The organism is Marinobacter sp., from assembly GCF_048269445.1.
Classification (GTDB): domain Bacteria; phylum Pseudomonadota; class Gammaproteobacteria; order Pseudomonadales; family Oleiphilaceae; genus Marinobacter.
The window spans coordinates 387,934-401,396 of sequence record NZ_JBLXIQ010000002.1 but is presented as its reverse complement, the minus strand read 5'-3'; the positions used below and the strand labels follow the sequence as shown (position 1 = coordinate 401,396).

At 56.7% G+C, this 13,463-nt stretch carries 15 protein-coding genes; 11 read left to right on the top strand and 4 right to left on the bottom strand.

Translation table 11 applies throughout. The features are described 5' to 3' along the window. Positions 1–44: 44 nt before the first annotated feature. Positions 45–710, top strand: coding sequence for a LuxR C-terminal-related transcriptional regulator (locus tag ACN0XM_RS05225; protein WP_417565862.1), 666 nt, complete (start codon positions 45–47; stop codon positions 708–710). A 72-nt stretch (positions 711–782) separates the two neighbouring features. Here ACN0XM_RS05225 and ACN0XM_RS05220 read toward each other — a convergent pair whose 3' ends face one another. Then, positions 783–1,766 (bottom strand): D-2-hydroxyacid dehydrogenase, encoded by a 984-nt coding sequence (locus ACN0XM_RS05220; RefSeq protein ID WP_417565861.1) that lies wholly within the window; start codon positions 1,764–1,766, stop codon positions 783–785. A 254-nt stretch (positions 1,767–2,020) separates the two neighbouring features. Between ACN0XM_RS05220 and ACN0XM_RS05215 the strand changes: the two genes are divergently transcribed. The 3 genes from ACN0XM_RS05215 to ACN0XM_RS05205 are packed head-to-tail and all read left to right on the top strand — an operon-like array spanning position 2,021 to position 4,013. Next, positions 2,021–3,247, top strand: a complete 1,227-nt coding sequence (locus ACN0XM_RS05215) for a pyridoxal phosphate-dependent aminotransferase (RefSeq protein WP_099619264.1) — start codon at positions 2,021–2,023, stop codon at positions 3,245–3,247. Positions 3,248–3,256: 9 nt separating this feature from the next. Further along, the gene (locus ACN0XM_RS05210; RefSeq protein WP_417565860.1) at positions 3,257–3,448 is read left to right on the top strand and encodes a CPXCG motif-containing cysteine-rich protein; all 192 of its coding nucleotides are present in this window, start codon (positions 3,257–3,259) and stop codon (positions 3,446–3,448) included. Beyond that, positions 3,441–4,013 (top strand): DUF1439 domain-containing protein, encoded by a 573-nt coding sequence (locus tag ACN0XM_RS05205; RefSeq protein ID WP_417565859.1) that lies wholly within the window; start codon positions 3,441–3,443, stop codon positions 4,011–4,013. Before ACN0XM_RS05210 ends, ACN0XM_RS05205 begins: the two co-directional genes overlap by 8 nt. A 63-nt stretch (positions 4,014–4,076) precedes the next feature. Here ACN0XM_RS05205 and ACN0XM_RS05200 read toward each other — a convergent pair whose 3' ends face one another. After that, complete coding sequence (locus ACN0XM_RS05200; protein WP_417565858.1) at positions 4,077–5,231, bottom strand: isocitrate/isopropylmalate dehydrogenase family protein; 1,155 nt, start codon at positions 5,229–5,231, stop codon at positions 4,077–4,079. 192 nt (positions 5,232–5,423) lie between these two features. Between ACN0XM_RS05200 and ACN0XM_RS05195 the strand changes: the two genes are divergently transcribed. After that, positions 5,424–6,194, top strand: a complete 771-nt coding sequence (locus tag ACN0XM_RS05195; protein ID WP_417565857.1) for an EAL domain-containing protein — start codon at positions 5,424–5,426, stop codon at positions 6,192–6,194. 28 nt (positions 6,195–6,222) lie between these two features. Next, positions 6,223–6,579, top strand: coding sequence for a hypothetical protein (locus ACN0XM_RS05190; RefSeq protein WP_417565856.1), 357 nt, complete (start codon positions 6,223–6,225; stop codon positions 6,577–6,579). A gap of 3 nt (positions 6,580–6,582) precedes the next feature. Here ACN0XM_RS05190 and ACN0XM_RS05185 read toward each other — a convergent pair whose 3' ends face one another. Further along, positions 6,583–7,476 carry a LysR family transcriptional regulator gene (locus ACN0XM_RS05185; RefSeq protein WP_417565855.1) on the bottom strand — a complete coding sequence of 298 codons (894 nt, stop codon included), beginning with the start codon at positions 7,474–7,476 and terminating at the stop codon, positions 6,583–6,585. A gap of 142 nt (positions 7,477–7,618) precedes the next feature. Here ACN0XM_RS05185 and ACN0XM_RS05180 point away from each other — a divergent pair, with 142 nt between their 5' ends. The 5 genes from ACN0XM_RS05180 (at position 7,619) to ACN0XM_RS05160 (ending at position 12,426) form a co-directional block, all read left to right on the top strand. Continuing rightward, positions 7,619–8,830: an acyl-CoA dehydrogenase family protein gene (locus ACN0XM_RS05180; protein ID WP_417565854.1), complete on the top strand. Its 1,212-nt coding sequence runs from the start codon at positions 7,619–7,621 to the stop codon at positions 8,828–8,830. Between the two features lie 188 nt (positions 8,831–9,018). Further along, the gene (locus tag ACN0XM_RS05175; protein WP_417565853.1) at positions 9,019–9,837 is read left to right on the top strand and encodes an SDR family oxidoreductase; all 819 of its coding nucleotides are present in this window, start codon (positions 9,019–9,021) and stop codon (positions 9,835–9,837) included. Between the two features lie 47 nt (positions 9,838–9,884). Then, a complete protein-coding gene (locus ACN0XM_RS05170) occupies positions 9,885–10,949 on the top strand; it encodes a phosphotransferase family protein (protein WP_417565852.1) in 1,065 nt (354 codons plus the stop codon). After that, positions 10,949–11,638 (top strand): histidine phosphatase family protein, encoded by a 690-nt coding sequence (locus tag ACN0XM_RS05165; protein ID WP_417565851.1) that lies wholly within the window; start codon positions 10,949–10,951, stop codon positions 11,636–11,638. The genes ACN0XM_RS05170 and ACN0XM_RS05165 overlap by 1 nt, the downstream gene beginning before the upstream one ends. Positions 11,639–11,655: 17 nt before the next feature. Continuing rightward, the gene (locus tag ACN0XM_RS05160) at positions 11,656–12,426 is read left to right on the top strand and encodes an SDR family oxidoreductase (RefSeq protein ID WP_417565850.1); all 771 of its coding nucleotides are present in this window, start codon (positions 11,656–11,658) and stop codon (positions 12,424–12,426) included. A 65-nt stretch (positions 12,427–12,491) separates the two neighbouring features. Here the strand turns inward: ACN0XM_RS05160 and ACN0XM_RS05155 are convergent, their stop codons facing one another. Beyond that, a complete protein-coding gene (locus tag ACN0XM_RS05155) occupies positions 12,492–13,370 on the bottom strand; it encodes a DUF6279 family lipoprotein (RefSeq protein ID WP_417565849.1) in 879 nt (292 codons plus the stop codon). Between the last annotated feature and the right edge of the window lie 93 nt (positions 13,371–13,463).

Here is a 13,463-nt window from a genome sequence, read left to right as displayed (position 1 = left end):
AGCCCGAGTGTTGTTGGGCTGAGCACCTGTAAGGAATCTGTTGAATGGCACAAACAATTATCGTCGCTGATGATCATCCACTGTTTCGCGCAGCACTGAAGCAGGCGGTCAGTCAGGCGGTTCCGGATGCGGAGACAGTTGAAGTCGACAGCATCAAGGCGCTGCAGGTGGCGGTAGAGTCGCACCCGGACGCGGATCTGGTTCTTCTGGATCTCAATATGCCGGGTGCCCATGGCTTCTCGGGGCTCGTGTTCATGCGCGGGCAATACCCGGGGCTGCCGGTAGTGGTTGTGTCAGGTTCCGAGGAATTGCAGGTGATGCGCCGCTCCATTGACTACGGTGCCTCGGGCTTCATTCCGAAGTCGGCACCGTTGCCGACCATCACAGAGGCCATCCAGGCAGTTCTGGAAGGAGATGTCTGGTTGCCGCCAGGTGTGGCGGACAAGATCGAGCGGATGCATTCGGATGCCACAGACTTTTCAGAAAAACTGGCGTCACTGACACCTCAACAGTTCCGGGTCCTGGGCATGCTCGCCGAGGGGCTTCTGAACAAGCAGATTGCGTATGATCTGGATGTTTCGGAGGCTACCATCAAGGCGCATATTACGGCGGTGTTCCGGAAACTGGGGGTTCGTAACCGGACTCAGGCGGTAATTGCAATTCAGCAGATGGAGATTGATCCTTCGGATCAGTCGTTGTCGGGGAGCTGATCGCCAGTTTCGTCGGGTTGAAAAAAAACGGGAGCCATCGGGCTCCCATTTTTTTGAGCGGCCAAAACATACTTACTTGCTTCCGGCGTACCCAAGTTCCTTGTCGACCAGGTTGAACAGCTCTTCCCCCTTGTGCCACCGGTCAAAATTCTCCAGGAACTGATCAGTCAACGCCCGCTTCCAGCCAATGAAATCACCCGCCATATGGGCGGTCATGGTCACGTTTTTCATGTCCCAGAGCGGATGGTCTTCCGCCAATGGTTCCTCCTCGAACACATCCAGCCCGGCCCCGGCGATGTCGCCATTCCTGAGTGCGGCAACCAGATCGTCGGTTTTAACGATCGGACCGCGGCCGATGTTGATCAGGCGGGCAGAGTTCTTCATGGCCTTGAAGGCCTTCCCATTAAACAGGCCCTCGGTCTGCGGTGTCAGAGGGGCGGCAATCACTACAAAGTCGGCGTGGCCGAGCTGTTCGTAAAGATCGTCATTGCCATGCACGGCAACAAAGTCCGGGTCATCATGCCGTGGTTTGCGGGCGATACCATGGGCCTTCAAACCTGCGGCACTGACCAGACGGCCGATCTGGCGGCCAATGGAGCCGGCACCGACCACGAGAACCTGCTTGCCTTCCGCCCGTTCCGTATCCCGATGCTGCCACTGATGTTTCATCTGCAGCCGGATGGAATTCGGGAAATCTTTCGCGAACATCAGAATGGTGCAGAGCACATATTCCGCGATGGTGCGGTCGAAAATGCCGCGGGCATTGGTAACCGTTACATTGCCCTTGATCAAGTCTGGGAACATCAGGGCATCCACCCCGGCACTGGTGGCATGAATCCATTTCAACTTGTCGGCTGTATGCCAGGCGGCGGCCAGGGCTTCGGTACGAAAGTCCGTCACCATCATGATTTCGGTGCCGGGAAGGGTTTCCCGGAGGGTTGGTTCGTCACAGGCAAAACGCACATCCGCGCGGGCCCTGAGTGCATCCATTCCCGGCGGTTCCTGTTCTCCCGGTGCGGTGAGAACGGTTACAACAGGTTTGCTGTGCTGAGTCATTAAGCCTCCGCCTTTTTGATGTGCGACTGGTGATTGCCCGTGAGGGATATTTACAGTCTGGTCGGCAGGCCCGGTCTGGTCAACTTGCTGCGCGCATGATTTCCCCGCAGCGACGATCATGGCACTACTTTTATGGAGGTACTTATACCTACATCCACGGTCATCATCTTTATGACGTTTTGTCTTGTAGAGCCCCTCTATACTGACTAACCTGCAGGAGTGGATTTTATCAGCCCCGCTTGCAGGAGGTGTTTATGGCAGAAGCCGCCAATAAAGAAACTGGCCAGACCAAACCGCGTAAAGTGAAGTACCGGAAGACCAAGGCCAGTTGGAACCCTGCCATGCAGGCGGTTCCGGTGCCGGGCATTCGTCGTATGGTGAACATGGCGGCCACCATGAAGGATGTGATTCATCTTTCTATCGGTCAGCCGGACCTGCCGACACCCAAGCATATTATTGATGCTTACATTGACGCCCTGAACGCGGGGCAGACCGGCTACACCATGGATGCCGGATTGCCGGAACTGTTGGTGGCGCTGCGTGACTACTACGGCAAGCGGTATAACCGGAAGCTGACCCGGGACAACATCCTGGTCACCAGTGGTGCGACTGAGGCCATGTACCTGGCCATTTCTGCCACTTCCGCACCGGGCAGACAGTTTATTGTGACTGACCCGTCGTTCCTTCTGTATGCGCCTCTGATCCGGATGAACGGTGGCGAGGTGAAGTTTGTGCCGACCCGGGCGGAAAACAATCACCAGCTGGATCCGGACGAAGTCATCCGAGCCATGGGCTCGCGCACTTTTGCTCTTATCCTGAATAACCCGAACAACCCGACCGGCGCGGTTTACCCACGCAGCACGGTAGAGACCATTCTCGAAGAATGCGCCTACCGCGGTATTCAGGTATATGCGGATGAGGTCTATGACCACCTGATCTTTGACGACGATGACTTCGCCAGCGTACTCAACTGCTCGATGGACCTGGACAACATCATGTGCATCAGCAGCTTCTCGAAGACATACAGTATGGCGGGCTTGCGGATCGGCTGGGTGATTTCGAGCCAGGCCGCGATCAAGTCATTGCGGCGGTATCATATGTTCACCACCTCTGTGGCCAATACGCCGTCTCAGTTTGCCGGGGTGGCCGCGCTGACGGGCGACCAGCAGTGTGTGCGGGATATGGTGGATATCTATCGGGAGCGCAGGGACAAAGTGGTTGAGCTGATCGACCAAACGCCCTACATGACCGGATACAAGCCCGGCGGCGCCTTTTTCGCATTCCCGGATCTGCCCCCCCATGTAGACGGTTCGGATCTGGCCCTTCGGATGCTGAAGGAAACCGGCGTCTGTCTGGTTCCGGGCGATGCCTTCGGGGAAGGTTGCACCAACGCTGTTCGGATCAGTTTCTCCACCACTTGCGAGAAGCTCGAGCAGGCGTTTGACCGAATCATTCCATGGATGGCAAAACAACAATTCTGAGGTGATGCCATGTCAGCCTTGGACTCGGTTCTCGTTCAGTGCCCGTACTGCTGGGAGACGCTGGAAGTCAGCGTCGACCCCTCGGTGCCGGAGCAGGAGTATGTCGAGGACTGCCAGGTCTGCTGCCGGCCCATTCTGTTGCGCGTCGCCTTCGACGACAATCTAACCCCTCACGTGGATGCCCGAGCTGAAAATGAATAAAACACCCCTGAACGGTCTTTGGGCCCTTCTGATTCTGGCGCTGGCACTGACAAGCGGCTGCGCCAGCATGTCACCCTACTCCGTTTCTGAAGGTGAGCTGGAGAGGCACCTTCAGGATGTGGTGAGCGAGTTCGACCGCCAGCAATTGAGCAGCGGTTCGCCACTGAGCCTGAGCCTTGACGACGCCGATATCACCCTGGGTCCGGATGGTCGGGACGTGGCCGTGATCGATTTGCGGGGGCAGGTCGCTCTGAACGCACTGATGGCTAAGTTGCCAGTGGACATTGCCCTGAAGGTGGAAGGAGCTCCGGTATACGACAGTACGGAAAAAGCGATCTTCATCAGGCGTCTGCAGTTGCTGGAAAGCAGCATTGATTCACCGTTTTTTAAGGGTGACCTGAAGCCGGTTACCGACACGGTGATGCGGCTTGTCGCTCAGATGCTGGAAACCATGCCGGTTTACCGTCTAGACGAGACCGATTTTGCCCAGCGAATGTTTGGCATGATGCCTGTGGATATCCGGGTGGCGCCGGGCCGTCTAGAGTTTGTAATGGCAGACAAGTAAATCCGTGGCCAGGCACTCTGACATGGCCACGAAGATGCAGTTCTCCTGATCAGTCGTATAGTTTCAGGCAGACAGGCGTGCGCAGATGGCTGTTCCTATTTCATGAGTGCCCCGCCGGGTTTCGGAGTTCTCCGCAAGATCTGCCGCAATCGCATCGAACAGCTCCTTGCCAGCTGCAGCGATTGCCGGGTCTTTTCGGCCGAGCCATTCGAGCATGCGCGCGGTGGTGAACAGCATGGCGGTCGGGTCCGCGAGGCCCTGGCCCGCAATGTCCGGTGCACTGCCGTGGGTGGGCTCAAACATGGAGGGCATGTTCGGGTCTGTGGGGTTCAGGTTGCATGAGGGCGCCACGCCCATGCCACCTGACAGCACGGCAGCCAGATCGGTAAGAATATCGCCCTGCAGATTGCTGGCAACCACCACGTCAAAGGCCCAGGGGCTCTGCACAAACTTCATGCAGGCCGCATCCACCAGTTCATGGTGCGTCGCCACATCCGGGTACTCCTTGCTGATCTCTTCAAAGGCTTCAGTGTACATGTCGCCCCAATAGCGCAGCGCATTGCGTTTGGTGACCACACATACCTGGCTTTCGCAGGAGCGGCCATCCAGAGTACGGAAAGTGCGGGTTCGGCCTTCGTTAATGCGGTCTGCCGCCCGGGTTCGGGCCTGTTCAAAACCATACCGGATGATCCGGTCCGTGGCTTTTCGGGTAAATACCTCCATCTGGGTCGCCACTTCATCGGGAGTGCCCTTTCGCAAGCGGCCACCCTGGCTGACGTATTCTCCCTCTGAATTTTCCCGGATCACCAGCATGTCTATGTCTTTGGCGCGGTCATCCGCCAGATACTGGCGGGCACCTGGCAGCAGCCTCGCCGGACGCTCACAGACCCACTGGTCGAAGCCCTTGCGCATATCCAGAAGAGGCGCCAGGGAGATGCTGTCCGGCAGCAGGTAACGGTCCGGATCATCCATCGGGCCCGGGTCACCCAAAGCACCGAGCAGAATGGCATCGTATTTTTGCAACTGCTCCAGCGCATCCTGCGGCATGGATTCTCCGTATTCCTCATGCCAGGCATGGGAAGGCCAGGGGAATCGCGTCCACTCAATGGCAAGGCCATGCTTGGCTCGCAGGGTTTCGAGGCAACGCACAGCTTCAGCCACCACTTCTGGGCCAATGCCATCGCCGGGGGTGACTGCGATTCGGATAGTTTCGGCCATTCGGGAGACTCCTTTTGTAAACAGACTCGTATAAGCAACAAACCCCAGTTTAGTCATGTAAACCTGGGACGCCAGCGTTTCACATGCTTTAACCAAAAGTGGTTTTACCGGGGAAAGGATCGACGCTATAGTTAATTGAAAATACGTCTTATTGACACATAAAATCGCCAGATTTGAAGTTCAGGAGTTGAAGTGAACCAACCCGCCGTACTGTTCGATGAATCTCACTGTGAGCAATGTGCCTGTGGAGCGGGACTGGACTTTGCCTTTACCTTCGCATTCCAGCCCATTGTCGATGTGCTGAACAAGTCTGTTTATGCCTACGAAGCACTGGTGAGGGGGGCTGAAGGGCAGGGCGCCATGAGTATTCTTTCCAGGGTAAATGAACGGAATCGTTACGCGTTTGATCAGGTGTGTCGCGTAAAAGCCGTGAAGCTTGCCGCGAAGCTGCAGATGGAACCAATGCTCAGCATCAACTTCATGCCCAACGCGGTCTACCGGGCTGAGTACTGCATCCGGACCACCCTTGCGGCAGCAAGGACGTACAATTTTGATACTCGCAAGATCATTTTCGAGCTCACCGAAGACGAGCACCTGAATTCGACGTCTGTTGATCACCTGGTTTCCATCATCGAAGCCTACCAGGAGATGGGGTTCAGCACCGCCATTGATGATTTTGGTGCCGGTTTTTCCCGCTACAACATCATGATGGCCAGCCCGCCGGATCTGCTTAAACTGGATATGGCCTTGATACGTGATATTCATCAGGAACCTAACAAGCAAGCAGTAGTAGCGGGCATCATCACCATGATGGGACAGCTGGGCGGCCGGATCATTGCCGAGGGCGTTGAAACCAAGGAAGAGTACTTCTGGTTACGCTCGCAGGGGATTAGCCTGTATCAGGGCTACCTGTTTGCCAAGCCCGGTTTTGAGTGTCTCCCGGAGCCTGAGTTTCCGGACTGAATTATTTTAAACTAACGGGATCGACCCTGTGCTCTACCGAGTCATAACGATTGTTGGCGGACTGGTTTTTGTTATTGCCCTGTTCGCCTTGCTCTGGTTTTTCTGCAAGAAATTCCTGGAACATCACGGTGTGACCGACCAGGTCGATGATCGTGCCATGGTGCTCGCCACCTGGACCTTTGCTGGCATCAGTGTCGGGCTGATTTTCGCCGTCGTGGGTGCCTTTATTCTTGGCCCCTGGGCCTTCTACCGAACCCTGCGGGGCCATGGCGTCGGTATTTCCGACGGTGCTGCGATCTGGTGGGGCTTCGGCATTGTTCTGGCGGCCCTTGCCATTACGGGGATCGGCTTTTTTGGGTTTTTGATGGCCGTGGGTGCGTATTAGCCTTCAGCTGATTGCGTTGAGTTGTTCCCGGAACCAGATCAGCGCAGGCTCTCTCTCGTAGGCTTTGTGCCAGTATAGATGCACGTCAATGGATGGCAGATCCGCTGGCGGATCCATAAGCCGGATATTTGCCCGCTCGGCGATGATTCGGGCGTAGGCTTCCGGCATGGTCAGCAGCAGGTCGGTATCCTCAACCACCCGGCAAGCCGCGTAGTAATGCTGACACCGCAGCCTGATACTGCGTTGCACACCCAGCCTGGATAGCTCAAAGTCCTCAATGCCGGGCCCCTCAGCGCGCGAAGACACCAGAACGTGCTTCGCAGACAGATAACCTTCCATATCCAATGTCTTTGCCGTCAGCGGGTGGCCCTCCCGCGCCAGCACCACCAGACGATCCCGCCGCAGTAATTCGTGGGCGGTCTGGTTACTGACCGGCAGCAGCACATCCACCGAAAAATCCAGTTTTCCGGCGGCCAGCTGGGACTCCATATCCCGCCGCGCGATCCGCTGGCTGACAATCTCAAGCTCCGGATAGGCGTCCAGACGTTTCATCAGCCGGGGCAGAAAGGTGGACTCCAGTATGTCCCTCAGCCCCAGCGAATAGGTCTTGCGTTGAGTGGCAGGGTCGAAAGCGTGGAACTGGTTGACCGCTCCCTGAATCTGGGTGAGTCCCGGGCGCATGGACTCCAGGAACCGCCGGGCCAGGGGTGTTGGCACCATTTGGTTGCCCTGACGGGTAAACAGCGGATCATCAAAGTGATCCCGGAGTCGTGACAGGGAGTGGCTGACCGCTGGCTGTGTCAGGTGCAGCGCCCGTGCGGCGCGGGTCAGGCTGCCTTCCCGGTAGATGGTGTCGAAAACGTGCAGCAAGTTAAGATCCAGGCGATTCAGGGCCATGATCAACATCCGTTATAGAATAAGTGTGGCTAATAATAAACGATAAGAATAATTCAGTCGCGTAATAGTTTAGCCCGCCCTAGACTGGAAACATCAAACTATTCAGCGCACCCGGTCGTGCAATTTCAGTGAGGATATGGCGATGGATTTTAATATTTCCGAGAAAGGTCAGGACTATCTCAACCGAGTGAAGCAGTTCATGAAGGATGAGATTTTCCCCATTGAAGAGCAGTACCACAGGGAGCTGGCATCCCTTGAGAACCGCTGGGTTGTGTTGCCCGTTATCAAGGAGCTGAAGGAGAAAGCCAGGGCCCAGGGCCTGTGGAACATGTTTTTCCCGGATGAAAAGTACGGTTGTGGTCTGCTGAATTCCGACTATGCCCTGATTGCCGAGGAAACCGGTCGCAGCTTTATTGCCCCGGAGATCTTCAATTGTAATGCGCCGGATACCGGCAATATGGAAGTGCTGATCCACTACGGCTCTGAAGAGCAGAAAGCCGAATGGCTGCCGCGGTTGCTCAGCGGCGAAATCCGCTCCGCGTTCTGTATGACCGAGCCGGCGGTCGCATCGTCCGATGCCACCAACATGGAAGCGACCGCCGTTGTTGAAGGCGACGAAGTGGTTCTGAACGGTCGCAAATGGTGGAGCACCGGCATCGGCCATCCGGACTGCAAGGTGGCTATTTTCATGGGCCTGACGGACCCGGGCGCCCACAAGCATCGTCGTCATTCCATGGTGCTGGTGCCGCTGGACACACCGGGGGTAAAGATTGAGCGAATGCTGCCCGTATTCGGTGAGTACGATGAGCCCTACGGCCATGGCGAAGTGCTTTTCGATAACGTTCGTCTGCCCAAGAGCGCATTTATCGCCGGCCCAGGCCGTGGTTTCGAAATCGCCCAGGGCCGTTTGGGACCAGGGCGAGTTCACCATTGCATGCGGGCTATCGGTGCGGCAGAGCGCACGCTGGAGCTGTTGATTAAACGCGCCACCACCCGGGAAGCCTTCGGGCGCCCGATCGCCAAACTGGGCGGAAACCCGGACATCATTGCCAATGCCCGCATGGCCATTGAGCAAGCGCGTTTGCTGACTCTGAAATGCGCCTGGGCGCTGGATACCAAGGGTATCATGGGGGCGCTTCAGGAAGTCTCCATGATCAAGGCGGTGATTCCGTCCATGCTGCAAACGATTGTGGATCAGGCCATTCAGATTCACGGTGGTGCGGGGGTCAGTGATGACGACTTCCCACTGACGCAGCTGTTTGCCTATGCTCGTGTTTTACGCCTGGCCGACGGGCCTGACGAGGTGCATCGGGCTATGGTGGCTCGTCTGGAGCTGCGTAAATATAAAAGTTAAGAATTTAAATCAGGAGGCTGGATTCGGCGGAAGGGTGTTTCTGAAACACGCTCCTTACGGCACGTCCATGTGACGCTTGGGCTCCGCCATCCCTGGCTCCGCACAGTTTCAGAAACACCCTTCCGCCGACTCCGTCGTATCTCGGAGTTGGCTTCAGTTTTTAGCGAGACAACAGCGGGGAAGCATTGATGACTCAGAGAGTGTTCATAACCGGAGGCGCGAGCGGACTTGGCCGCGCCATAGCACTGCGTTATGCCAAAGAAGGCGCCAAAGTCTGCATTGGCGACATTAACCCGGAGCAGGGCATTGGTGTTGAGAAAGAAATCAATGCTGCGGGCGGCGAAGGCTATTTCGTGGAGTGTGACGTCCGCAGGCTGACCGATTTCGAGAAAGTCCGGGATGACCTGGTCAAGAAGTGGGGTGGGGTTGATGTGGTGGTGAACAACGCCGGCGTCGCCTCTGCGGGCTCCATAGAAGACACCACCATGGCCGATTGGGAATGGATTCTGGATATCAACGTGTTGGGCGTGGTTCGTGGCTGCAAGGCATTCACGCCGCAGTTCAAGGCGCAGGGTTCTGGTGCATTTGTGAATGTGGCCTCCATGGCCGGGTTGATGCTGGCGCCGTTGATGGACAGCTACAATGTCACCAAGGCCGGAGTTATTGCCCTGTCCGAGACCCTGAGCCAGGAGCTGCGGGATGACGGTATTCATGTGAGCTGTGTGTGCCCGGCGTTTTTCCAGACCAACCTGACCAGCAGCATGCGTTCGGATATTCCCGGTATCCAGCAGAATGTGAACAAACTGATGAAACGGTCCACGGTAACGGCTGAAGATGTCGCCCAGGATGTTTTCCGTTCGGTGAAAGAGAAGAATTTCTGGGTGCTGCCCCACGCCAAGGAACGTCGCATGTGGATGTTGAAGCGCCATGCGCCCAAGGCTTTTGACTGGCTGATGCATCAGGAAAGCAAGCGCTGGATGAGCAAGATGGGCGGCAGCAAGGCCTGATTCGGCCGCTGCTGCTCTGTAAAGAAGATTTAAGAGGAGAGTCCTGAATGACCCAGATCGACGAGGCCGTGGACATCCGCGAAGGCGAGGAACTGGATACTGGCGCAGTAGACCGGTTCATGAGGCAGGCCATTCCGGATCTGCAGGGGGCGCCGGAGATTCGCCAGTATCCTGGTGGCGCCTCTAACCTGACCTATCAGGTGGACTATGGCGACCGGTCTTTTGTCCTGCGCCGGCCGCCGTTCGGCAAAATTGCCAAGTCGGCCCACGACATGCTTCGCGAGGCCAGGGTGATGCGGGCATTGAAGCCGATCTATCCCTATGTGCCCAACATCATCGCCATCTGCGACGATCACGACGTTCTGGGCTGTGATTTCTATGTGATGGAACGCCTGAAAGGCATCATCCTGCGCCAGGATTTTCCGAAGGACTTTGAACTCAGCGAGGCGGATACCCGCAAGCTTTGCCTGAGCGTGATCGACAAGCTGGTGGACCTGCACACAGTGGACGCCAAGTCGGCGGGCCTGGACAAGCTGGGCAAGGGCGCCGGTTACGTGCAGCGACAGATCGGGGGCTGGAGTGATCGCTTCCGCAAGGCACGCACCGAGGATGTTGGAGATTTCGAAACGGTGATGAACTGGCTCAACGACAAGATGCCGGAGGACATCGCCCAGGTGGTGATCCATAACGATTTCCGCTTCGACAACGTGGTGCTCAATCCGGACAACCCATTTGAAGTCATCGGTGTGCTCGACTGGGAAATGGCCACCATCGGTGACCCGCTGATGGACCTGGGTAACAGTCTGGCCTATTGGATTGAAGCAGATGACGAAGGCCCATTTCAGATGTTGCGCCGGCAGCCCACACATCGCCCGGGGATGCTGACCCGCAGGGAGGTGGTCGATTACTACATGCAGAAATCGGGCTTCAAAGCCGATAACTTCGATTTCTATGAAATCTACGGCCTGTTCCGTCTGGCGGTGATCATCCAGCAGATCTATTATCGCTTCTTTCATGGCCAGACCAAGGACAAGCGATTCGCCGCCTTTGGCCATGCTGCCAATTACCTCGAGAAGCGGTGCCAGCGTCTGATTTCGGAGAGCTCACTGTAATGGCAACGATTTATCTGGTTCGCCATGGCCAGGCCAGTTTCGGTAAAGACAACTACGACCAGCTTTCGCCCCGCGGGTGGGAGCAGGGCCGGGTGCTGGGTCGATGGCTGGCGGGCAAGGTCCAGCCCAATGCGGTGTTCGGCGGCAACATGGAGCGCCACCGCGAAACCGTTGAAGCCATCACCAGTGGTTTCGGTGACGCGCTACCCGATATGCAGGCGGTCGATGGGCTAAATGAGTTTGATCACATGCAGGTGGTCGAGCGCTTGCGGCCGGAATGGGCAGACCGGCAGCGCATGGCATCGGATCTGGCGTCCTTCCCGAAACCGGCACGGGCGTTCCAGCAGGCGTTTGAGAAAGCCATGGCCCGCTGGGTCAGTGGTGAATTCGATAGCGACTACTCCGAAACCTGGCCGGAGTTTCGTTCGCGGGTGATTACGGCACTGGATGAACTGATCGAATACACCGATGGCGGCGACACGCTGGTGTCCACCTCCGGCGGTCCCATCGCGGTTATCGCCCAGCACCTGCTTGAGCTGAGTGACAAAAAAGCGCTGGAGATGAACAACGTGATTGCTAACACCAGCGTGTCTCGCGTTCTTCACTCCGGGCCCCGCCGCAGTCTGGCCGTCTTCAACAACTACAGCCACCTGGAAGCGGATGATCCCGCCCTGGTGACATTCCGATAACGCATTGAGGTGAACGAATGAGCAGCAAAAACCTGTTTGATCTGACTGGCAGGGTTGCCCTGATTACCGGCGCCAGCCGTGGCATCGGCGAGAACATTGCCCGCACCCTGGCGGATTACGGTGCCCATGTGATCGTCAGCAGTCGTAAGATTGACGGCTGCGAGGCAGTGGCCAGCAGCATCCGTGACGCGGGTGGTAGTGCCGAAGCCTATGCCTGCCATATCGGGGAAATGGATCAGATCGAAAGTATCTGGGCTTATATTGAACAAACCCATGGCAAGCTGGACATTCTCGTGAACAACGCCGCAGCCAACCCCTATTTTGGGCCGGTGGAGGACACTGACCTGGGCGCCTTCAACAAGACCGTGGACGTGAATATCCGGGGCTATTTCTTCATGTGTGCCCGCGGCGCCCAGATGATGAAAAAAGTGGGTGGAGGCTCCATCGTCAACGTGGCGTCCGTCAATGGTGTGAACCCGGGGCACTTCCAGGGCATCTATTCGGTGACCAAGGCAGCCGTGATTTCCATGACCAAATCCTTTGCCATGGAACTGGGGCAACAAAAGATTCGTGTGAATGCGCTGTTGCCAGGTCTGACCGACACCAAGTTCGCCAGCGCACTGACCACCAATGAAGCGATCAAGAAGCAGGCCATGGCTCACATTCCGATGAAACGGGTGGCGGATCCGAGTGAAATGGCGGGTACGGTGCTGTATCTGGTTTCCGATGCCTCCAGCTACACTACCGGCGCATGCATCAATGCGGACGGAGGTTACCTGACAATCTGACGGTAGCACCGCCGAACTTGGATCAGATGAAAATTTCATCTGACCTCGGCTTTACCGACCTTACGTCAGGCAGGTGCGCAGACCAGGGCCCCGAAGTCGTTGTTGAGTTCCGCTGCCCGATTCTGCAAGTGCACCAGGGTGGACGCATCGCCTGCCTTGATCAGATCGTGCATCAGCGAAGCCATGGCGATACGGCTTTCAGCCATCATGGCTTCATAGGCTTCTCCCCGGATCTTTTCGGAATTCATGATCAGGTTTTCCAGTTCCCCGGGGAATGACGGCCCGTTCCTTCGCTCGAGCACTTCCAGCAGCGCCAGTTGCCAGTTTCTGCGGCCCTGAAGCCAGATCTCGGTTTGTGCTCCGCGATTAGCGGACCATTTACGAACCGTCTGACGTTGTTCATCACTGAGATTGCCCAGCCAGCGTTCCACCCTCGCCGCTGTCCGGTCAGCCCGAGCTTCCGCTGTTGCTTTCGGGGAATCGGCCAGGAATTTTTCCTCCATTTCACGCTGATTCCGTTCCATGTTTTCCGCCAACTCCTGCACCTGCTTGTCGCTCAGACTGGAAAGCAGGTTGACGGCAACGGGGGTGGCCTGTTCGAGCAGGCCCGGAAAGAAAGCAAACAGCTGCTCCTGGTGGTAAGCCACCGTTGCACGGTCAAGCGGGCCATTCTTCACGTCGGATTCAAGCTCTTCAAGCCAGGCCTGGTAGCGGGGAAGCTCGGCGCTGCAATGCCATTGCCGGAGGTTGTCGATATCGGCGTTGAGTTGTTGCTTTTGTGCGTCAGTGAGGGAAATATAATCTTCCACCCACCAGACAATGCCCCAGTCGGCGTAACGATAGGCCGTCTTGGTGGAGCTACAACCTGCCAAGGCCACGGCCAGTGCCAGCAATAGAGCGACCATCGTGAAAGCATTAACAGGATTGCGACCGTAGAAATCCATATCTCACCCAACTTGGCAAAAAGGCGTATCGAAAAAAGATTGCAAGCTCATTATCATTCAGGCGCGGTGTTACGTCATTTTACGATATCTGAA

Coding starts and splice junctions, on each gene's coding strand:
- ACN0XM_RS05225 (WP_417565862.1), top strand. CDS start 45: ATGGCACAAACAATTATCGTCGCTGATGATCATCCACTGTTTCGCGCA.
- ACN0XM_RS05220 (WP_417565861.1), bottom strand. CDS start 1,766: ATGACTCAGCACAGCAAACCTGTTGTAACCGTTCTCACCGCACCGGGA.
- ACN0XM_RS05215 (WP_099619264.1), top strand. CDS start 2,021: ATGGCAGAAGCCGCCAATAAAGAAACTGGCCAGACCAAACCGCGTAAA.
- ACN0XM_RS05210 (WP_417565860.1), top strand. CDS start 3,257: ATGTCAGCCTTGGACTCGGTTCTCGTTCAGTGCCCGTACTGCTGGGAG.
- ACN0XM_RS05205 (WP_417565859.1), top strand. CDS start 3,441: ATGAATAAAACACCCCTGAACGGTCTTTGGGCCCTTCTGATTCTGGCG.
- ACN0XM_RS05200 (WP_417565858.1), bottom strand. CDS start 5,231: ATGGCCGAAACTATCCGAATCGCAGTCACCCCCGGCGATGGCATTGGC.
- ACN0XM_RS05185 (WP_417565855.1), bottom strand. CDS start 7,476: ATGGCCCTGAATCGCCTGGATCTTAACTTGCTGCACGTTTTCGACACC.
- ACN0XM_RS05180 (WP_417565854.1), top strand. CDS start 7,619: ATGGATTTTAATATTTCCGAGAAAGGTCAGGACTATCTCAACCGAGTG.
- ACN0XM_RS05175 (WP_417565853.1), top strand. CDS start 9,019: ATGACTCAGAGAGTGTTCATAACCGGAGGCGCGAGCGGACTTGGCCGC.
- ACN0XM_RS05170 (WP_417565852.1), top strand. CDS start 9,885: ATGACCCAGATCGACGAGGCCGTGGACATCCGCGAAGGCGAGGAACTG.
- ACN0XM_RS05165 (WP_417565851.1), top strand. CDS start 10,949: ATGGCAACGATTTATCTGGTTCGCCATGGCCAGGCCAGTTTCGGTAAA.
- ACN0XM_RS05160 (WP_417565850.1), top strand. CDS start 11,656: ATGAGCAGCAAAAACCTGTTTGATCTGACTGGCAGGGTTGCCCTGATT.
- ACN0XM_RS05155 (WP_417565849.1), bottom strand. CDS start 13,370: ATGGATTTCTACGGTCGCAATCCTGTTAATGCTTTCACGATGGTCGCT.